The following is a 20502-nucleotide window of genomic DNA, read 5'->3' as shown; positions in this document are numbered from 1 at the left end:
AAATAACTCCTTTGGAGTAGCTAAATTAAATTCGCTTATATAGCTTAGCGTAGGTAAATTTAGCTACGAAGTAATTTAGCGTGCGTCAGCACATTTAGCTCGCGAAAGGCAAATTCAGCTGAATAGATTTAACTTAATTTAAATCTATTATACAACAAATACACAAAAATTTCAATAGTTGTTATATTTTAGCTCTTTCAAACATTTTGTCTAAATATCCATCTAATCTATCTGATTTTTCAAGTATATTACCTCTGAAATTTATATATCCGTCTCCTACAATAACACTATCTGTTTTTTCATCGTAAAAATTCACTTTTACATATTGTTTGCTGTCTATATATTCTTCTAACAAACCACCCTTTTCACATTTAACTTTTTCATTGGTAATTTTAAATGAAACAGGTTTTTCTCCTTTTTCCAAATCTTTTTTTCGAAAATAAGTATCAGAATCTCTGTCCTGCCACTCCGAAAAAGTGTTTTTATATTCGGTTGACTCATAATTACCGCTTGCAAATGCTTCTTCGATAATTTTATATCCTTCTTCAGTTTTTTCTAAAAGAAGAATATAATATTTAAATATCCCGTTATTATTCTCATCTACTCCAAAATGACAGATAACATCAGCATATTTATTGGTTTCTTTATCAAAAATCAAATAATCGGTATAATCAGCTGTTCCAAAGTTATATGTTTTAACCTCACTAAACTGCATATATGAACTGTAACTAATATATGAAACAGTAATTGTAAGAAGTACACTTAAAACTATACGCTTTTTATCATTAATAAAGAAAAGCACAAGAACACACAAAAGAAGAAAGGAAGATATATCCAACGTAGTATTGGCAAAAAAATTATTTTTCCACTCCATACTACTAAAGAGTTCGATATTTAAAATACACAAGCAAAAATCTAACAGAAAGCCAAATATCGATAAATATAAAAGTCCGTTATAATATCGACTTACGTTATCAGAGCCTTCGTATTCTTCATTGATTTTAATTTTCTCAGAATATCTTTTGGCATAAAATACTAAAAAACGATAGTAAATCAGCGAACAAAAAGTTATCAAAAGAATAATTTTTTTCATAGAATCAAGGTCCCACAAAGAAGTTCCCGTAAATATTCTTTCATCAGTTTTAAATAAAAATATCATAGGAATAAACATGCTGGCAATAAAGTTATTATGAAAATCCATCATTTCTTTCTGCCCAATATAATATTCGGTTTCAAAATTTTCTATGATATAGAACATTTTTTTCAATGCACCAAAATAAAACACATACATACCCAAGCATGAGAGTATAATCATAAACTGGTCAAAATATCTGCTGTCGGAAAACTCCTGAAAAAGTTGAATTGATGCTGTTAAATATAAAATTATTTCAATTATACGCCTTGCAAGAATAAAATCTTTTTTATTATTTTCAGATGAAAAATCCCTAAATATTTTTAGCACTTATATCCCCCCTGTAAATTATATCATTATATTTTTTTATAGTCAATAAAAGGTAAGGTTGATTTTCTTAAGTTTTTTAAAAATAATTCTTTAAAATTTTAAATATATATGATATAATATAAATTGATTATATATAATTACATAGTGAAAGGATGATTTTATGGACTGCAAGTACAAAAGAATTCTTTTAAAATTAAGCGGAGAAGCATTATCAAATGAAGGTGGATTTGGTCTTAATTTTAAAAAGATTAAGGAAGTTTGCGAACAGATTAAAATTCTTACCGAAATGAACATTCAGGTTGCAATAGTAGTTGGCGGAGGTAATTTCTGGAGAGGCAGAAGCGGAGATAATATGGACAGAACAAGAGCCGACCACATGGGGATGCTTGCTACAACAATAAACGCTCTTGCTATACTTGACACTTTAGAATCTGTTGGAGTTCAGGCAAGAGTTCAGACAGGTATTGAAATGAAGCAAATTGCAGAACCTTATATAAGAAACAAAGCAATAAGGCATTTAGAAAAAGGCAGAGTTGTTGTTTTCGGTTGTGGAACAGGCAACCCATTCTTCTCTACTGATACTGCTGCATCTTTAAGAGCAGCGGAAATAGAAGCAGATGTAATACTTCTTGCTAAAAATGTTGACGGTGTTTATACTGCAGATCCTAATATAGATAAAAGCGCAATTAAATTTGACTCAATTAAATATATTGATGTTCTTAACAAAGGTTTAAAAGTTATGGACTCAACTGCTATTTCACTATGTATGGATAATAATATTCCTATTGAAGTATTTGGTCTTGATATTCCTGAGAATATAATAAAAGTTGTAAAAGGCGAAAAAATAGGAACTTACGTTGGCGAGTAATTTTTATGAAAGGATATAGATTATTATGAAAGAAACAATTGCAAATATTGAAGTTAAAATGCAAAAATCAATTGATGCACTTAACAATGAGTATGCATCAATCCGTGCAGGCAGAGCAAATCCTGCAATCTTAGATAAAATAAAGGTTGAATATTACGGCACTCCTACCCCTATAAATCAACTTGGTAATGTTTCAGTACCTGAAGCAAGAACTTTACTTATTCAGCCATGGGACGCATCAGTTTTAAAAGAAATTGAAAAAGAAATCCAGAAATCAGATATAGGCATCAATCCTACAAACGACGGAAAAGTTATAAGACTTAACTTCCCTCCTCTTACAGAAGAAAGAAGAAAAGCACTTGTTAAAGATGTTTCAAAAATTGCTGAAAACTCAAAAGTTTCAGTTAGAAACATAAGAAGAGACGGAATCGACAAAATCAAGGCTTTAAAGAAAGATAACAAAATTACTGAAGACGATGTAAAAGAAGCAGAAGATAAAATCCAGAAAATTACTGATAAATTCGTTAAAAATATTGACGATATTGCAAAAGAAAAAGAAAAAGAAATTTTAACAGTTTAATATTTCATATAAAAAACTTGGAGAAATAACTCCAAGTTTTTTATTTACCGCGAGAGGCTGTAGAAACTCTACTATGACATATGTTCTTAATAATAAGGAGATATAGATATTTTCCCTTATAAATTTCTTATTTTAAGTTATAGAAACACACTTATACATATAGTATTATTTTGATTTCATCAAAGTCGCACCTCACCACAGGTAACCACATTTTTCACATTTATATGTTTTACCAATTTTACTAGAAGCAATTCCAAAGGTGCTGATAGAAAAACTTTTAGATATTGCACTTATTTTATGTCCTGCCTTTGCACCGCAATTAGGGCACTTATAACCGCAATTCATTTTTTTAAATTCTTGTTCTTTTTTATAATCTTCCTCCGCTCTTTTTTCTTCTGGTGTTGTTAATTTAGATTCTAAAAACAGTCCCAATAACGCAAAACCACCCAAGCATAAAGTACCTAAAAGCTCCATATCTGCCTCTAGTAATGGAATGCCTAGTCCAAATGCTAAGATAATACATATCCACATTGCTATAGTTGCCATAAAAATACTCCCCCTAAAATTATAAATTAAAAAATGCGCCTACCGAAGCAGACGCATAAAAAACGCAAACTCCGATAGTCGCGAAACCAATTTATACAGCATGAGATATACACATACACTGATAACTGAAATTTGCGTTTTTATCAAATTCAAACATCAGCATATGTAAAGATAAGTATATTATCCCAAAAGAAAATATACCTCAACACTGTATAATATATTAAATTGGTTTCGCATTTACTATTATACTGCGATTTTTATGTTTTATCAATAGTTTTGGTGGAATTTGTTAAGTTTTTTAATAAAAATCTTGTCCGGTACTGTAACAAGCAGGGAAAATGTATACCATCCTCCGAATATTTAGGATATCCTAAAACCTTATTATAAAAGCCTGAAACGAGAATTATCGTTTCAGGCTTACTATTATTTAGATTTAATTGTTTTTAGTGATGAAATTAACATTCTGCGAATAGCGCCACATTCTTGCTTTGAGCATATTGTGCTTCGTGAAGATTAGCACCTATCGAAGTTGCTGAACGCAATAATTGATTTACTAATACCGCTTCTTTGTGGCTTGATTTAATTTCTCTGCATAAGAAAACCATATCTTTTGCAAACTGTTTTGCTTTCTCCCTTAATACACTGGCTGCCATCGATATCACCTCTGCGATTATTATACTGTAATTTTACTTTTTTTTCAAGTGATATTCTGTACTTCGTACAGAGTGATATTTTTGATAAGTCAAAAGTGTTATTAAAACCTTTGGTTTTAGTGGTATTTTATTCGCCAATAAACTGCCGAAGGCAATACCACTGCGTAGCAATATCACTTGCAAAGCAAATACCACTCGACCAAAGGCGAATAAAACTGCCGAGTGTCCTTAGGGGCACTCGGCATAACTCCAAGTTTTTTTGTTACAGGATGGGACGAAACCCCTCCCCTATAAAATATTCTTTTTTTCATTATTTATTACATTTTTTATTCTATCAATTAACCAAACCGAAATAACGCCAAGTGTTGTACCCGAAAAGTCAATCAAAACATCTCTTACCTGTCCTGCTCTGCCAGGGACAAAAAGTTGATGAATTTCATCACTTATGGCATAGAGTAAACATATAAGAAGTGCATATAATATAGATTTTTTACTGTTAAAATAACAAAGTAAAAGATTATATACTAAAACGCCTAATACTAAATAAGCACTAAAATGGGCAAGTTTTCTTATATAATGATTTATCTTTTCTGCTATCTTATGTATAAACTCTTCTGCTCCTAATGACGAAACAGGAATATCAATTAAATCTGCTTTTACAAGTATTGTAATAATGTTTTCTGTAAAGCCAATACTTGTTTTATTTGACATATCGGACGGTTCAGAAGAAAACATAAAAATCATTATTGCCCAGAAAATAGTAATTATCCATAAAATAATTTTCTTAACCATTAAATACTCCCAACTCTTTATATTTATTAAAGTATCTTATGCCGAATTCTCTTAATCCCTTTGAATCAAAATGAAGATTATCATCTTTTAAAGTTATGCCTTTGGAAGAAACTACTATGCAATTTTTTATCTCTTTTGAAATTTCGTAAAAAGTGTTATTAAGTATTTTAACACTTCCTTCATCTACCCATTCCAAAGAGATGTCTTCTGACAGTTCCCCTATAATAACAGGAAGATTTAAGTCGCCAAGTTCCTCCCTTAATTTGGTAATCATTTTTATAAAATTTTCTTTATACTTCTTACTATCTAAATTTATGCAGTCACTTTCTCCCTGATGCCATAAAATTCCTCCGATTTCAGATGTTCGTTTGGCAAGGCTCGCCATCATAACAGCATGGTCAAAAAGCAATTCTTCAGGCATCCACTGGGACAAAGTTGTCCCACCGTCAGCACAAGGTATAAGTCCTACAGAGCAGTTAAACTCTTTAGAAAAAGAATCGGCAAAACTTGCACCTAAACTTACACCACTATGAAATCTTATCCCCCAGATTGCTCTGTCAGGATTTATCGGCTCACTCATTTTTTGCCATCTTCCCATTCTTAACATATAACATTTTTCATTATCTATCGGTTCAACATCTTTAAATTCTCCTCTGCCTGCCATATTAGACTGACCAAGCATTAAAAATGATATAATTTTTTCTTTTTTATCCACTCCGTCTTTTATCATAACATTTACCTCCAAAAGTGTTTTACTAAATAATTATATAATAAAAGTAAAAAAAAATAAAGCCTTACGGCTTTATTTTTTTACTAAATATTTTCTTACGTCAATTGATACTGCAAGGATTATAATAAGACCTTTGATTATATACTGATAATATGGACTTATTCCTACGAAATTCAGTCCGTAATTAATAAACTGTAGAATAATCGTACCAATTATTACACCAGGTATTGTACCTACACCACCGGAGAAAGATACTCCCCCTACGACACAGGCACTTATGGCATCAAGTTCATAGTTTATTCCTGTATTACTTGTAGCAGATCCAACTCTTCCCGCTTCCAAGAAACCTGCTATACCATAAAGGATTCCTGAGATAATATATATTGTCATAATGTTTTTAAACAAGTTTACACCGGAAACTGCAGCGGCTTCAGGATTTCCACCTATTGCAAACATATTTTTACCCAGTGTTGTTTTATTCCATATAAACCACATAATAACCGCAATTATTGCAAGGTAGAAAACAAGATAAGGAAGTTCTAAATTACCTATTTTAAAATACCCGGTAACAAAGTCAACATATCTTTCATCAAAATTTGCTATTGGTTGAGCGCCAAGAGGCGGTCTGTCAATATAAATTGCAGATAGACCATAAGCAATAAGTTGAGTACCAAGCGTTACAATAAATGCATGAAGATGGAGTTTACTTACCCCAAACCCATTAATTGCACCGAATATTGCACCCACTATTACTGCTATAATAAGCGGTAAAAAAAGCGGAAGTTGAGGTAACGAGGGATACATTCTTGATGCATAATTTACTGATTGCAAAAGTGATGCTGAAATAATTGCAGTAAGTCCTAAAATACGGCCGGCAGAAAGGTCTGTACCCTGAAGAACGATAAGACCTGCAACACCTAATGCTAAAATACCTCTTGTCGATGCCTGACTTAATATATTGGTTATATTCTTAAACGAAATAAATGTCGGATCGTGAATTATTACTGCAATAATCATTACTCCCAGAACAATATATAACGAGTAGTCCAAAAGGACATCACTTATTTTTCTTTTCATTAATTTCACCTCCTACAAATATTTTGATGCAAGTTTTAAAATTTCTTCCTGAGTTATATTTTCATCATTTTCTATAATTCCTGCCATTTGTCCGTTTGACATAACCGCAATTCTATCACAAATTCCCAAAAGTTCGGTCATCTCTGAAGAAACCATAATAACTGCTTTATCACGGGAGGCAAGTTCTAAAATAAGCTGATATATTTCAAACTTTGCACCGACATCAATTCCTCTTGTTGGTTCATCAAGCATAAGAATTTCAGGATCAGTAAGTAACCATCTTCCTAAAATTACTTTTTGCTGGTTACCTCCGGACAAAGTTTTTATTTGGGTTTTCTGACTTGGCGTTTTAACATTCATACTGTCTATTACCCATTTTGTATCTTTTTCCATTTTTTGATCATTTAAATAACCGAATTTACTGTAACCTTTTATATTTGAAATTACGGAATTGAATTTTATGCTAAGTCCTCCGAATATACCTGTACTTCTTCTTTCTTCAGTAAGCAGTGCAAATCCGTTTCTTATAGCCTGTCTTGGATTACTATTTTCTATTTTTCTTGAATGAAGAGTTATTTCTCCGCTTTTTATCTTTTTTATACCAAATAAAGTTTCTAATAGTTCAGTTCTTCCTGAGCCTACAAGTCCTGCCACACCCAAGATTTCGCCTTTTCGTAAATCAAAACTTACATTAGTTATACCTGGTGCATAAAATGAGGTAAGATTTCTTACATCTAAAATTGTATCTTTCGGCTTGTTTATTTTATCAGGAAAACGGTGAGTCATATCTCTTCCGACCATAAGTTTTATAATTTTATCTATATCTAAATTTTCTGCCTTTTCGGTTGCTATCCATTTACCATCTCTCATTATGGTTACATCGTCTGAAATTTTTAAAATTTCTTCCATTTTATGAGATATATAAATTATTCCGCAACCTTTTTTCTTTAATTTATCTATAATTTCAAAAAGCCGTTTTACCTCTTCTTCTGTTAAAGAAGAAGTTGGTTCGTCGAGCACGAGAATTTTTGCATTATAAGAATAGGCTTTTGCAATTTCTATCATTTGTCTTTGAGAAACGGATAATTTTGATATTTTTTCATCAGGCTTTATATTTAAATTAAGTTCTTCAAATATTTTTTTGGTATCTTCATACATTTTCTTTTTATTTATTATTCCGCCTGTTGTCGGAAATCTTCCAAGCCAGATATTATCCATTACAGTTTGCTCTAAAACTTGATTAAGTTCCTGATGCACCATTGCAACACCATTTTCAAGTGCTTGTTTGGAATTTTTGAAATTCACTTTTTCTCCCGAAATATAAATATTTCCGCTATCTTCGATATAGACACCAAACAAGCATTTCATCAAAGTTGATTTACCTGCACCGTTCTCCCCCATAAGTGAATGAACACTGCCTTCTCTTACTTCAAGTTTTGCTTTATCAAGTGCCACAACACCCGGGAAAGTTTTTGTAATGTCTATCATTCTTAAGATATAATCGTTACTATTCAATTAAATTCACCACACATTATTTAGTTAGTCTCCGATGTCTGAAGTATATGGTTTGTACGGAATTCTTACTGAAATTCCCGTTTCGTCATACTTATAGTCTGTTCCGTCAGTTATATCTTTTCCTTCGTATATATTAATTGCCGCCCTAAAAAGTGCTTTTCCCATTTCTTCTCCATCCTGAACTACTGTTCCTGACATATATTCTTTGCTTATAAGGTCTTTTGCTGCATCAGTTGCATCAACACCTACTACAGGAATAAATTTTTCCTTATCCCCTTTGTTATAATTTGCTGCCTGAAGTGCTGAAATAGCGCCCTGAGCCATACCATCATTATTTGCTACAACAAATTCTATTTTATCCCCGAATTTTGAAATCCACGCTTCCATCGCTCTGTTTGCAAGTTCTGCATCCCAGTTTGCAACCTGAAGTCCGAGTTCTTCAGTTTTAACACCAAGTTCTTCTGCTCTTTTAATTGACCATTCAGTTCTTGCAACTGCTTCAGGATTATCAGGTTCGCCTTTGAACATTACATATTGCATAACGCCATCTTTATTTTTATCAAAGACGTCATCTTCCCAAATCTCTGCAATTATTTCACCCTGAATTACACCTGCATCTTTTGCGTTAGTGCCTATAAATCTGGCTTTATCATAAGATTTTAAAACATCTAATGATGGTTCTCTGTTAAAGAAAATGATTGGAATATCTGCATTTTTGGCTTTGTTTACTATTGTCTGAGCAGCACCAACGTCAACTATATTAACAAGAAGTACATCAACACCTTTTTCAATAAGCAAATCTATCTGGTCATTTTGCGTTCCCTGATCTCCTTTACCATCATTGAGTAAAAGTTGCGCTGTACTTTGTGCTTCTTTTATTAGAGAATTTTTTACTGTTGAAATATAAGTATCATCATACTTATAAATTGCAACTCCTATTTTGGGAAGATTATCTTCCACTGCACTGCATCCCATAAAAGACATACATAAAACAAATAACATTATTATTGATATGATTTTCTTTTTCATTTTTTATTTTTCCTTTCTCTTTACTTTTAATTTTTGTTCTATCTAAAGTCTTTACTAAATAAATAAAAAAAATACAACTAAAATCAATTAGTTGTATTTTTTAAAATCATTTTTTAAAATTAGTCGTCACTATATTCTTCTTCGCGTCTTAAAAGTTCATTATAAGCTTCAAGTTCTTCTTCCTCTGTTTCTAAAATTGAGAAGATTTCTTCACCGTCAACTTCAGTAACTTTTAGCATTGTAACCTCTAAAGGAATATTTTCATCATATTCATCCTGATAAGGTGTAACTGCTGCATAAACATTATCATTAAGTTCAAACACGTCAACAATCTCATAATCCTGTGCATTTTCATTCTCGTCATATAATGTTACAACATTGATTTCTTCATTATATTCTGCCATAATAATACCTCCCTACAAACTATCTAAATATCCTTGTAATATAAATACAGCACTTACTGTATCAACTACCTTTTTTCTTTTTTTGCCTCGTACATTTGCTTCGGATAAAACTCTGTGAGCACTTACAGTTGTAAGCCTTTCATCCCACAAAACTGTTTTAACATTAAATTTTTCTTCTAAAATTTCAGAAAATTCTTTAGCCATTTCTCCTCTTTCGCCAATAGTACCGTTCATATTTTTAGGAAGACCTATAACAACCGTTTCAACATTGTTATTTTTAATTATTGGCTCTAACTGGTTTATTAAATCTTCTTTATCTTTGTTATATAATGTACCATACGACTGAGCAAGAAATTTAAGTTCATCTGACAAGGAAACTCCTGTTCTCGCATCGCCCAAGTCAAGTCCCATTACTTTCATAAAAAACCCTATCTGACAACTATATTAACAAGTTTTCCGGGAACTGCTATTACTTTTACAATAGTTTTTCCTTCTATATTTGCTTTTATATTGTCAAGTTCTTTCGCTTTTATTTCGTATTCTTCTTTTGGTAAATCAGAAGGGATAACAAGTTTATCTCTTGTTTTACCGTTTATCTGAACTACGATTTCAATTTCATTATCAACACATTTTTCTTCGTCAAACTCCGGCCATTTTGCCTGATTTAACATTCCTGAAAAACCGTTTAATTCCCACATTTCTTCTGTCATGTGAGGTGCAAACGGATTTAATAAAATAAGAAGTGTTTTAAGTTCTTTTTTATTTATCTTACCAACTTTATAAACATCATTTAAGAATGCCATAATCGCTGCAATTGCTGTGTTAAACTTAAGATTTTCAATATCTATCGATACTTTTTTAATGGTTTTATGCATTGATTTTTCTAATTTTTCACTGTATGTGTCACCATCACAAACTGCGTTGTTTAAGTTCCATACTCTTTCTATAAATCTTGAACATCCTTTAATACCTTGAGCAGACCAAGGTGCAGATTTTTCAAAGTCGCCTATAAACATTTCGTAAAGACGCATTGTATCCGCCCCGAATTCATTTACAATATCATCAGGGTTTACTACATTACCTCTTGATTTACTCATCTTTTCTCCGTTTTCGCCTAAAATCATACCATGAGAAGTTCTCTTTGCATAAGGTTCTTTTGTTGGAACTACTCCGATATCATAAAGGAACTTATGCCAGAATCTTGAGTATAATAAGTGAAGTGTTGTATGCTCCATACCTCCGTTATACCAGTCAACAGGAGTCCAGTATTCAAGTGCTTCTTTAGATGCTAAGAAATCTTTATTATCAGGGTCAATATATCTTAAGAAATACCATGAAGAGCCTGCCCATTGAGGCATTGTATCAGTTTCTCTTTTAGCAGGTCTGCCGCATTTAGGACATGTAGTATTAACAAAACTTTCCATAGCAGAAAGTGGAGAATCTCCGTTATCGGTAGGTTCATAAGAATCAACCTCAGGAAGCATTAAAGGTAATTCACTTTCAGGAACAGGAACATATCCACAATGTTCGCAGTGAACAATTGGAATAGGTTCTCCCCAATATCTTTGGCGTGAGAATACCCAGTCTCTTAATTTATAGTTAACTTTTTTCTCTCCGATTCCTTCTTTTTCTAAATATTCTATTATTTTTTCTTTTGCTTTTTCTACTTCCAAACCATTTAAGAAATCACTATTGATAAGTTCACCCGTTGATGTTTCTGTATATGCTTTACTTTGAACATCTTCTCCGCCTTTAACAACTTCAATTATAGGAAGATTGAACTTTTTAGCAAATTCCCAGTCTCTTGTATCGTGAGCAGGAACAGCCATAATTGCACCTGTTCCGTAAGTCATAAGAACATAGTCGGAAACATAAATAGGGATTTCTTTATTTGTTACAGGGTTTATTGCACAAATTCCTTCAATTCTTACTCCCGTTTTGTCTTTAACAAGTTCAGTTCTTTCAAAATCTGATTTTTTATTTGCTTCTTCTCTGTATTTTAAAATATCGTCAATATTTGAAATTTTATCACTGAACTGTTCTATAAAAGGATGTTCGGGAGATACTACCATATATGTAGCACCGAAAAGAGTATCAGGACGTGTTGTATAAACTCTTAATTTATAATCAACTGTAGTATTAAAATCAACCTCTGCGCCTGTTGATTTACCAATCCAGTTTTTCTGCTGGGTTTTTACTCTTTCAACATAGTCAACTTCGTCAAGGTCCTCAATAAGTCTTTCAGCATATTCTGTAATTTTAAGCATCCATTGGCTTTTAACTTTTCTTACAACTTCACTCTGACATCTTTCGCAAACACCGTTAACAACTTCTTCGTTTGCTAAAACTACTTTACAGGATGTGCACCAGTTAACTGCCATTTCTTTTTTATATGCTAATCCTTTTTCAAAAAGTTTTAAGAAAATCCACTGAGTCCATTTGTAATATTCAGGGTCGGTAGTATTTATTTCTTTTGACCAGTCAAATGAAAAACCTAATGATTTAAGTTGCTCTTTAAATCTTGCAACATTATTTTTTGTTACAATTTTAGGATGAATTTTATTTTTTATGGCAAAGTTTTCAGTAGGAAGCCCGAAAGCATCCCATCCCATTGGGTAAAGAACATTATATCCTTCAAGCCTTTTCTTTCTTGATACTATGTCAAGTGCAGTATATGAACGGGGATGGCCAACATGAAGTCCCTGACCTGACGGATAAGGAAATTCAACAAGTGCGTAGAATTTTTTCTTTGTATAATCTGTGCTTGTTTTAAAAGTTTCCTTCTCGTCCCATATTTTTTGCCACTTCTTTTCTATATCCTTAAAATTATAATCCACTTTAAAAACCCTCTTTCTAATCTTCTTTTATAATATCGGAAATATCCACTCTTTTTGCATCCTGCCATAATCTTTCCAAACTGTAAAAAGCTCTTGACTCTTTATTAAATATATGGCATACAACATCATTATAATCAAGAAGTACCCATCCTGCAGTCTGATACCCTTCGATATGCGTAGGATATATTTCCTCTTCTTTTAATTTGAACTCAATTTCATCTGCTACCGCTTTAACCTGAAGTTCAGAGTTCGCAGTACAAATTACAAAATAATCGGTAATTGACGATACATCCTTAATTTCAATAAGGTCAATATCGTGCGCCTTTTTCAAATCAGCAATTTCAACTATTCGCTTTGCTTTAGTTAATGCATCCATCATTCTTCTCCTTATAATATTAGGCTTATAATCGCCTTAACATCTCTTTTAATTTTAATACATCGGGCTGAATTCTTTTATCGTCAAGATAATTTAGCGTATTCTCAATTGACATTAAAATAGCCTTATCTATATTATTATAAGCCATATCTTTTAAAATTTCAACACCTTTATAAATTCTGTCCTCCGAAATTAAATCTGCAATATAAACTATCTTATCGAGTGTTGACATTTTCACACTGCCAAGAGTGTGATATCTTATAGCATTTAAAATCTCAGTATTCGAAATTCCAAATTCATATTTAGCAATCAACGCTCCTGTAAGTGCATGAATAACTTTAGGGTAAGAAAGTTCATTTTCCATAAGTTCATAATCATTATACTTATTTATAATATTAATTTGCGCGTCATAATCTAATTTTTTAGCACAGTCATGAAGAAGTCCTGCGTAATATGCTTTTTCATAGTTTTCTCCATAATGACACGCAAGATTATAACTTTCTTTTGCAACATTTTTACTGTGTATAAATCTTTTTTCATCAAGCATTTTTTCTAATTTTTTTCTAAGATTAAATGGATAAAGAGAATTCTTTACTATATAAGAATACACATCATAACTTAAATACTCACTTACCTCTTCGCATTTTTCAAACTTTTCTCTTATAGTTGTTGATGAAATATCTATTCCCGAAAAATCTATAAAAGATATTTTGCCATTATACTTTTCTTTTAAAAGATCAGCAAATTTTAAATCCAATTTATATTTTGGCCTTTTAACAAATACGATATTTGAAAGTTTAAAAATTATATGTGGATTTTTCCAGGTTGTTATTGTTTTAAGATTATCCGACCCTGCTATAAAATAAAGGTCTGCTGACGGATATTTCTTATTAAGATATTCCAATGTTAAATAAAGGAAAGATGTTCCCTCTTTGTCAATCTCAAAAGTATCAACCGAAAAATAAGGATAATCTTTTATTGCAAGATTTAACATATTAAGTTTATCTTCTTTGGATATTAAACTTTTATTTTTATGAGGAGGAATACCGTTTGGTATAAAAATTACTTTATCAAGTCCTAACTTTTCATAACTTAATTTAGCAATTTCTATATGCGCTTTGTGAACAGGGTCAAATGTTCCTCCCAAAATTCCTATTTTCATTTTTATAACTCCAATACTTCACATATACCTTTATATATTGCATCTGCAATATTTTCTATATATTTTTCGTCCATAAGTTTTTTAAGGTCATCTTCATTTGTTATAAAAAGCGACTCAGTAATTATTGCGGGCATATTCGCTTTTCTTATAATATAGAGTGCAGAATTTTTTCTTGGCCCGAAATCATACGCTTTCGTTGCTTTAACAAGATGTTTCTGAACAGTTTTTGCAACATCATATCCTGAAAGTTCATGACCGTCTTTAGGTTCATCATAGGCATACATTACCATAGTTCCGCTCAAATCAGTATTCTCTGCTGCATTATTATGGCAACTGACAAGCAAATCTGCATTCTTACTGTTTGCAAATTCTACAATTTCTGAAAGTTCTAAAAATTCATCGGTAGAACGGGTCATATATACATTAACTTTTTCTTTTTTTAGTTTATTATACACTCTTAATGCAATATCAAGATTAACATCTTTTTCTTTTAAAACTATTTTTTTTCCGTCCATACCAAGAGCGCCGGGATCTTTTCCTCCATGCCCTGCATCTATAACGACAGTTTTATATTTTTTATTTATTTCAGGTTCTTCATATTTAATCTCATCATCTTCTTTTTCTTCGCCCTCAAAGAAGAAATTTATTTTAAGTTCGTTATCTGAAACTTCAATTTCATATTCTGTTTTATCCACAAGTTCAACCACTATTCTTGAAACCATCGGGTCGTTGGAAAACTGAGAATATCTTAGTGCATTATAATATTCACTATCAATTTCAAATTCCTTATTAACATCTTTTATGCAGTTTTCAATATCTAAAACAAGACGAACAGGGTCTTCTAATACACTTTTTTTATAAGTTATTTTTTCATTTTTAAAAGTAAAAATTACAGAGGAACTTTCAGCATCGGCATCAGTTATATAATTATATTCTGTATCTACCTCTTCTTTCTCTTCCTCTTTTTTTCCGTAAAGATATACCGAACGCTCACTATCTTTCCATTCTACTTTCAATCCACTGTTTTCTGCTAAAAATCTTAAAGGTATAAACGTACGGTCCGAAATCAGTTTTGCAGATGTATCAAGTTGAAACTTTTTGTTATTTATATATGCCATATCACTATTTATCGTAAATTTAAAAACATCATCTTTATTTATTATTGTTACTCTTTTATTTACACCATCCCATGATACTTTTGCATCTATCGCTTCAAAAATCATTCTGACAGGAACTAAAACCCTGTCATTAAAAATAACGGGAGAAACATCGCTTGTAATTCTATTATCATTAAAATATATTTTAATTTCATCTTCTGCTCTTACAAATACAGGGATAAGTATTGCAATTATATTTACAAGAAAAAATATTACTAAAAGAAGTGCTATAAAATTTTTCTTTTTCATTTTGTCCTCCTTTTTATTTTTTGGATACAATTACACATTTACATTATACAATATTTTTCGACAAAAAACAAATACAAATATATTACAATTGTGTAAATAATTTAAGACAAAAATAGAGGATGCATTTGCATCCTCTTTTTTATATCTTCACTATTAAACAGTATGAATCTTATTGGTGTTATCCATATGTGCAACATCCATTTTATACTTTTCTGCTTTTCTTTGTTCAAAGAATTTAACTGCAACCTTATCGAATAATGCATAAGATAGTACATCTTCGTCCTGTTCGATATACTGTTTTGCATCATTTCTTAGTTTATCAAGTTCAGGTGCAATTTTGTCAGCAGGACGGCATGTAATTCTTTCTTCAGAACCGATAATTTTTTCAATGATTTCAGGTTTAATTTCAACAGGTGTTTTACCATATTCGCCTCTTACCAGACCTTTTGTTTCATTGGAAATCATTTTATATCTTTCTCCGCTGATTACATTAAGAACTGCCTGAGTACCTACAATCTGGCTTGTAGGAGTAACAAGAGGAGGGAATCCTAATTCTTCTCTTACTCTTGGAACTTCTTTTAAAACTTCGTCAAACTTATCTTCTTTACCTGCCTGTTTAAGTTGAGAAACAAGGTTTGATAACATTCCGCCAGGAACCTGATATTTTAAAGTATTTATATCAACTTTTAAAACTTTTGGATCTAAAAGACCTGATGCAAGTGCCTTTTCTCTTAAAGCACTGAAATAATCAGTAATTTCTGATAATTTATCAAGGTCAATACCTGTATCATATTCTGTGCCCTGAAGTGTAGCAACCATTGGTTCAGTTGCAGGCTGGCTTGTACCTAAAGCAAATGGTGACATAGCAGTATCAACAACGTCAATACCTGCTTCAATTGCTTTTAAGTATGTCATAGAAGCAACACCTGATGTATAGTGAGTGTGAAGTTGAAGAGGAATTTTAACCTCTTCTTTCATTGCTTTTACTAAATCATAAGCAGCGTAAGGTGTAAGAAGACCTGCCATATCTTTGATACAGATTGAGTTTGCTCCCATTTCTTCTAATTCTTTTGCCATTTTAACAAAAGATTCAACGTTATGAACAGGGCTTATAGTATAACATACTGTTGCCTGAACGTGACCTTTTTCTTTTTGGGCTGCTTTAATTGCAGTCTGAAGATTTCTTACATCGTTAAGAGCGTCAAATATTCTTAAAATATCAATACCGTTGGCAATTGATTTTTGAACAAAATATTCAACAACATCGTCAGCATAGTGTCTGTAACCTAAAACATTCTGACCCCTGAATAACATCTGAAGTTTTGTATTAGGTGCTTTTGATTTAATTTTTCTAAGCCTTTCCCATGGATCTTCATTTAAAAATCTTAAGCAGGAGTCAAAAGTTGCTCCCCCCCAACATTCTAAGGAATGATAACCTATTTTATCTAATTTTTCAACTATCGGTAAGATTTGATCCGTTGTCATTCTTGTAGCGATTTGTGACTGATGAGCATCTCTTAGGATAGTTTCGGTAATTCCAACTTTACTCATAATCTATTCTCCTTTATTTAGCATACATTGATAAGAATACGCCTGCAGCAACTGCAGAACCTATAACACCCGCAACGTTCGGACCCATAGCGTGCATAAGAAGGAAGTTTTTAGGATTTGCTTCCTGTCCGACTTTTTGTGACATACGCGCTGCCATTGGAACTGCAGATACACCCGCAGAACCGATAAGCGGATTGATTTTACCGCCTGATAGTTTACACATAAGTTTACCAAGCAGTAGTCCTCCTGCTGTACTTATTGCAAATGCAACAAGTCCCATAACAATTATTTTAATAGTACCAAAACTTAAAAAGTTCGATGCAACTGCTGTTGCGCCAACGCTTGTACCAAGACAAATTGTTACTATATTCATAAGTTCGTTCTGAGCAGTTTTAGATAATCTGTCAACCACGCCACATTCTTTCATTAAGTTACCAAGCATAAGCATACCAACAAGTGGTGTTGCATCAGGTAAAATAAGTGTAATAACAATTGTTACTGCTATAGGGAAAATAATTTTTTCCGTTTTAGAAACAGGTCTTAACTGTTCCATAACAATTTCTCTTTCTTTCTTAGTTGTAAGCGCTTTCATAATTGGCGGTTGAATAATAGGAATAAGCGCCATATATGAATAAGCTGCAACTGCAATAGCAGAAAGAAGATGTGGTGCTAAAGTTTTTGTAACAAAGATAGCAGTAGGGCCGTCAGCTCCACCTATAATACCAATAGATGCTGCTTCTTCGACTGTAAAACCTAAAAGCAAAGAGCCAAAGAAAGTAACAAAAACTCCAAGTTGTGCCGCTGCACCTAAGAATAAACTTTTAGGGTTCGAGATTAAAGGACCGAAATCGGTCATTGCTCCAACGCCCATAAAGATAAGCGGCGGATATATACCAAATTTAACCCCAAGATATAAAAAGTCAAACAAGCCACCTTTTTTAACCAACTGACTAAAAGGCACCATTGACGAGCCATCTTCCTGAAGTTGAAAGAATTCAGGATGATATACTCCGGAATTCGGAATATTTGTAAGTAACATACCGAAAGCAATCGGTAATAAAAGCATTGGTTCATATTCTTTTACAATAGCAAGATATAAAAGCACACAGGATATAACTATCATAAGTGCCTGTTGCCATGTTATAGAAAGTATGCCCATACTGCTTAAAAAATCTATTAAACTTGAGCCAATATTCATGAACATAACCTCCCTTATTATTAACTGTTATATTTTTTGCACATTAACCAATAACAGCAATAACAGTTCCGGTTTCAACAGTTCCACCTACTGCAACATCAATTGAAAGCACTTTACCTGCACAAGGAGCAGGAATATCATTTTCCATTTTCATTGCTTCTAAAACTGCAATTGCCTGACCTTCAGAAACTGTATCTCCAACACCTACATTTAATTTCAAAATTGTACCTGGCATAGGCGCTTCAACTTTTTTTCCGTTAGCAGAACTAACCGGTGCTGCCTGAGGTGCTGCTTTCGGAGCAGAAACAACAGGAGCAGAAACAGCAACCTGAGGAGCAGATATAGCTGCACCAACTTCTTCAACTGTTACATCGTAAGATTTTCCGTTTACACTGATTATATAACTTTTCATTTTTTTATCCTCCGTCTATTTATTCCAATTACTTATTCTTTTTATTGATTTAATATTAAATTTAGATGCACTCTGACCTGTAAGAGAACATATTGCTGCAGTAATTACTGCTATAAGTTCTGTATCGTCTTCCATAGTAGAGTTATTTGCTACAGGTGCAACATTTAAAACTTCGCTTTTAGTTTCTTTTACTTTTACTTTTTCTTTTTCTTTTTTCTTCATTGGTATTGTATAAAAAACCTTTTCAAATCCAAGAAGAATTAACCAAAGAAGTATTAGTACTGAAAAAACTATCGTCATACCTATAACTAAAGTTACAACACCTTCGCCCATTTTATCCATACTTCTCACCCCGCATTATACTGGAAGATTGCCATGCTTTTTATCAATTATATCTTCTCTTTTTGTAAGAAGAACATCAAAAGCACTTACTAAAACAGGTCTTAAATATTCAGGATCAACAACATCATCAATATAACCTCTCTTTGCAGCTTCATAAGGTGATGCAACTTCATCTCTGTATTTTGCCATAATTTCTTCTCTTCCTAATTTAGGATCGTCATATTTTTTAATTTCTTCTTCATATAACATATTAAGTGCAACTTCAGGAGTTGTTGATGTTATAATAGCAGTCGGTAACGCATAAGAAAGGTCTGCACCCATTTGTTTTGAATTCATATACAGGTATGCTGCACCGTATGCTTTTCTTACAACTACATTAACTTTTGCAACAGATGCGTTTGCAAATGCAAAACCAAGTTTGGCAACATCCTTAATCATACCCCATTTTTCGTCAGCCATTGATACTTCAAAGCCTTCTGAATCTGTAAATGAAAGAACAGGGATATTGAAACTGTCACATTTAGTAACAAAATCTGCCGCTTTTTTCGCTCCAAGGTTATCGATAACCCCACCGTTTTCATTAGGCTGATTAGCAACAACACCAACAGAAATACCACCAAGTTTTACAAAACCTGTTACCATATTTTTAGCATAGTTTTCTGACACTTCCAAAAATTCACAGTTATCTGCAACTGATTTAATAATATCTTTAATATCAAATAAAGATTTATCATCAGATGGAATAATATTTATTATATCAGAAGTTGCTCTGTTAAAGTCATCCGCTGTATCTAAAATTTCTGCTTCTTCAAAATAATTTGAAGGAAGGAATTTCAATAAATTTTTAACAGTAAGAAATGCTTCTTCGTCATTTTTTGCAGTAAAATTACAAGATCCATTTTTAGCATTGAAAGCTGCAGTACCAAAATCATCGCAAGTTTCGTTATTAACACCTTTTAATACTTCTTTACTTGTAATATACATTTCGCCTTTATCTTCTGACATAATTACAAAATCAGAAACAGCAGGTATAAATGACATACTTCCTCCGCAAACTCCTAAAACCATAGAAATCTGAGGAACAAGTCCTGAAGCATCAACTGCTTTTTTCATAACTTCATTATATGAAGAAAGTGCATCAAGACCATCATCAAGTCTGATACCTCCACAATCAATTACTGAAACTACAGGTGCTCCTGTTTTTAATGCCATATCATAAACTTTAGCAATTTTTTTACAGTTCATTTCACTGAGTGAACCGTTAAGAACAGCATAGTCCTGAGAATATGCATAAACAAGTTTACCCATAACTGTACCGTAACCTGCAATTACTCCGTCTGCATAGTTTGTTTTACCGGTAAGTTCATTTCTGTTTTTTAAGAAAGAATCTGTTTCGATAAAAGTACCGTCATCAAACAGCATTTCAAGTCTTTCCTTTGCTTTTCCTCCGCTTTCTTTCTGAGAAGATTTTTCACGGAAGATTTTAAGTTTTTCAAGATTATCCATTTTACTCCTCCTAATCATTTTATAGACTAAAATTTGCAATAAAATTAAAAAAATTC

21 protein-coding genes are annotated in these 20502 nt (G+C 32.3%); 2 read left to right on the top strand and 19 right to left on the bottom strand.

The genetic code is table 11. From position 1 onward, the window contains the following. Positions 1-181 precede the first annotated feature (181 nt). The gene (locus E7419_01555) at positions 182-1462 is read right to left on the bottom strand and encodes a hypothetical protein (protein MBE7013876.1); all 1281 of its coding nucleotides are present in this window, start codon (positions 1460-1462) and stop codon (positions 182-184) included. Positions 1463-1622: 160 nt separating this feature from the next. Between E7419_01555 and E7419_01550 the strand changes: the two genes are divergently transcribed. Both E7419_01550 and E7419_01545 read left to right on the top strand, forming a co-directional pair. After that, positions 1623-2330, top strand: a complete 708-nt coding sequence (locus E7419_01550) for a UMP kinase (GenBank protein ID MBE7013875.1) — start codon at positions 1623-1625, stop codon at positions 2328-2330. Positions 2331-2355: 25 nt separating this feature from the next. Further along, complete coding sequence (locus E7419_01545) at positions 2356-2910, top strand: ribosome recycling factor (GenBank protein MBE7013874.1); 555 nt, start codon at positions 2356-2358, stop codon at positions 2908-2910. A gap of 192 nt (positions 2911-3102) precedes the next feature. Here the strand turns inward: E7419_01545 and E7419_01540 are convergent, their stop codons facing one another. The 18 genes from E7419_01540 to E7419_01455 form a co-directional block, all read right to left on the bottom strand. Beyond that, complete coding sequence (locus E7419_01540; protein ID MBE7013873.1) at positions 3103-3456, bottom strand: hypothetical protein; 354 nt, start codon at positions 3454-3456, stop codon at positions 3103-3105. A gap of 455 nt (positions 3457-3911) precedes the next feature. Continuing rightward, complete coding sequence (locus tag E7419_01535) at positions 3912-4109, bottom strand: four helix bundle protein (GenBank protein MBE7013872.1); 198 nt, start codon at positions 4107-4109, stop codon at positions 3912-3914. A gap of 288 nt (positions 4110-4397) precedes the next feature. After that, a complete protein-coding gene (locus tag E7419_01530) occupies positions 4398-4901 on the bottom strand; it encodes a VanZ family protein (GenBank protein MBE7013871.1) in 504 nt (167 codons plus the stop codon). After that, entirely contained in the window at positions 4894-5631 is a 738-nt protein-coding gene (locus tag E7419_01525; protein ID MBE7013870.1) for a sialate O-acetylesterase, read from the bottom strand. Before E7419_01525 ends, E7419_01530 begins: the two co-directional genes overlap by 8 nt. Before the next feature lie 72 nt (positions 5632-5703). Beyond that, positions 5704-6708, bottom strand: coding sequence for a galactose/methyl galactoside ABC transporter permease MglC (gene mglC, locus E7419_01520; GenBank protein ID MBE7013869.1), 1005 nt, complete (start codon positions 6706-6708; stop codon positions 5704-5706). A 12-nt stretch (positions 6709-6720) separates the two neighbouring features. Further along, positions 6721-8196, bottom strand: a complete 1476-nt coding sequence (gene mglA, locus E7419_01515) for a galactose/methyl galactoside ABC transporter ATP-binding protein MglA (protein ID MBE7013868.1) — start codon at positions 8194-8196, stop codon at positions 6721-6723. A 51-nt stretch (positions 8197-8247) separates the two neighbouring features. Next, a complete protein-coding gene (locus E7419_01510; protein MBE7013867.1) occupies positions 8248-9252 on the bottom strand; it encodes a galactose ABC transporter substrate-binding protein in 1005 nt (334 codons plus the stop codon). Positions 9253-9371: 119 nt separating this feature from the next. Beyond that, complete coding sequence (locus E7419_01505; protein ID MBE7013866.1) at positions 9372-9656, bottom strand: DUF1292 domain-containing protein; 285 nt, start codon at positions 9654-9656, stop codon at positions 9372-9374. Positions 9657-9668: 12 nt separating this feature from the next. Next, positions 9669-10076, bottom strand: a complete 408-nt coding sequence (gene ruvX, locus E7419_01500; GenBank protein ID MBE7013865.1) for a Holliday junction resolvase RuvX — start codon at positions 10074-10076, stop codon at positions 9669-9671. A gap of 8 nt (positions 10077-10084) precedes the next feature. Beyond that, positions 10085-12493 carry a leucine--tRNA ligase gene (locus E7419_01495; protein MBE7013864.1) on the bottom strand — a complete coding sequence of 803 codons (2409 nt, stop codon included), beginning with the start codon at positions 12491-12493 and terminating at the stop codon, positions 10085-10087. Between the two features lie 16 nt (positions 12494-12509). Then, a complete protein-coding gene (gene rsfS / locus E7419_01490) occupies positions 12510-12869 on the bottom strand; it encodes a ribosome silencing factor (GenBank protein MBE7013863.1) in 360 nt (119 codons plus the stop codon). A 25-nt stretch (positions 12870-12894) separates the two neighbouring features. Beyond that, on the bottom strand, positions 12895-14031 hold the full coding sequence (locus tag E7419_01485) for a nicotinate-nucleotide adenylyltransferase (GenBank protein MBE7013862.1): 1137 nt from the start codon (positions 14029-14031) through the stop codon (positions 12895-12897). A 2-nt stretch (positions 14032-14033) separates the two neighbouring features. Next, the gene (locus E7419_01480; protein ID MBE7013861.1) at positions 14034-15437 is read right to left on the bottom strand and encodes an AMIN domain-containing protein; all 1404 of its coding nucleotides are present in this window, start codon (positions 15435-15437) and stop codon (positions 14034-14036) included. A gap of 153 nt (positions 15438-15590) precedes the next feature. After that, complete coding sequence (locus tag E7419_01475) at positions 15591-16988, bottom strand: oxaloacetate decarboxylase subunit alpha (GenBank protein MBE7013860.1); 1398 nt, start codon at positions 16986-16988, stop codon at positions 15591-15593. 13 nt (positions 16989-17001) lie between these two features. Continuing rightward, on the bottom strand, positions 17002-18111 hold the full coding sequence (locus E7419_01470) for a sodium ion-translocating decarboxylase subunit beta (protein MBE7013859.1): 1110 nt from the start codon (positions 18109-18111) through the stop codon (positions 17002-17004). 118 nt (positions 18112-18229) lie between these two features. Next, positions 18230-18598, bottom strand: a complete 369-nt coding sequence (locus tag E7419_01465) for a biotin/lipoyl-binding protein (GenBank protein ID MBE7013858.1) — start codon at positions 18596-18598, stop codon at positions 18230-18232. A gap of 15 nt (positions 18599-18613) precedes the next feature. Next, positions 18614-18940: a hypothetical protein gene (locus E7419_01460; GenBank protein ID MBE7013857.1), complete on the bottom strand. Its 327-nt coding sequence runs from the start codon at positions 18938-18940 to the stop codon at positions 18614-18616. 15 nt (positions 18941-18955) lie between these two features. Then, positions 18956-20464 carry a methylmalonyl-CoA carboxyltransferase gene (locus E7419_01455; GenBank protein ID MBE7013856.1) on the bottom strand — a complete coding sequence of 503 codons (1509 nt, stop codon included), beginning with the start codon at positions 20462-20464 and terminating at the stop codon, positions 18956-18958. Positions 20465-20502: the final 38 nt, after the last annotated feature.

The organism is Oscillospiraceae bacterium (assembly GCA_015068525.1).
Lineage (GTDB): Bacteria > Bacillota > Clostridia > UMGS1840 > HGM11507 > SIG450.
Note: the sequence above shows the minus strand (reverse complement) of the source record. Positions and strands in the feature narration are given on the sequence as shown.

Bases quoted from the DNA above. Each gene is read 5' to 3' on its own strand.
- E7419_01550 (MBE7013875.1), top strand. From the start codon at position 1,623: ATGGACTGCAAGTACAAAAGAATTCTTTTAAAATTAAGCGGAGAAGCA.
- E7419_01545 (MBE7013874.1), top strand. From the start codon at position 2,356: ATGAAAGAAACAATTGCAAATATTGAAGTTAAAATGCAAAAATCAATT.
- E7419_01540 (MBE7013873.1), bottom strand. From the start codon at position 3,456: ATGGCAACTATAGCAATGTGGATATGTATTATCTTAGCATTTGGACTA.
- E7419_01535 (MBE7013872.1), bottom strand. From the start codon at position 4,109: ATGGCAGCCAGTGTATTAAGGGAGAAAGCAAAACAGTTTGCAAAAGAT.
- E7419_01530 (MBE7013871.1), bottom strand. From the start codon at position 4,901: ATGGTTAAGAAAATTATTTTATGGATAATTACTATTTTCTGGGCAATA.
- E7419_01525 (MBE7013870.1), bottom strand. From the start codon at position 5,631: ATGATAAAAGACGGAGTGGATAAAAAAGAAAAAATTATATCATTTTTA.
- mglC (MBE7013869.1), bottom strand. From the start codon at position 6,708: ATGAAAAGAAAAATAAGTGATGTCCTTTTGGACTACTCGTTATATATT.
- mglA (MBE7013868.1), bottom strand. From the start codon at position 8,196: ATGATAGACATTACAAAAACTTTCCCGGGTGTTGTGGCACTTGATAAA.
- E7419_01510 (MBE7013867.1), bottom strand. From the start codon at position 9,252: ATGAAAAAGAAAATCATATCAATAATAATGTTATTTGTTTTATGTATG.
- E7419_01505 (MBE7013866.1), bottom strand. From the start codon at position 9,656: ATGGCAGAATATAATGAAGAAATCAATGTTGTAACATTATATGACGAG.
- ruvX (MBE7013865.1), bottom strand. From the start codon at position 10,076: ATGAAAGTAATGGGACTTGACTTGGGCGATGCGAGAACAGGAGTTTCC.
- rsfS (MBE7013863.1), bottom strand. From the start codon at position 12,869: ATGGATGCATTAACTAAAGCAAAGCGAATAGTTGAAATTGCTGATTTG.
- E7419_01485 (MBE7013862.1), bottom strand. From the start codon at position 14,031: ATGAAAATAGGAATTTTGGGAGGAACATTTGACCCTGTTCACAAAGCG.
- E7419_01480 (MBE7013861.1), bottom strand. From the start codon at position 15,437: ATGAAAAAGAAAAATTTTATAGCACTTCTTTTAGTAATATTTTTTCTT.
- E7419_01475 (MBE7013860.1), bottom strand. From the start codon at position 16,988: ATGAGTAAAGTTGGAATTACCGAAACTATCCTAAGAGATGCTCATCAG.
- E7419_01470 (MBE7013859.1), bottom strand. From the start codon at position 18,111: ATGATAGTTATATCCTGTGTGCTTTTATATCTTGCTATTGTAAAAGAA.
- E7419_01465 (MBE7013858.1), bottom strand. From the start codon at position 18,598: ATGAAAAGTTATATAATCAGTGTAAACGGAAAATCTTACGATGTAACA.
- E7419_01460 (MBE7013857.1), bottom strand. From the start codon at position 18,940: ATGGATAAAATGGGCGAAGGTGTTGTAACTTTAGTTATAGGTATGACG.
- E7419_01455 (MBE7013856.1), bottom strand. From the start codon at position 20,464: ATGATTAGGAGGAGTAAAATGGATAATCTTGAAAAACTTAAAATCTTC.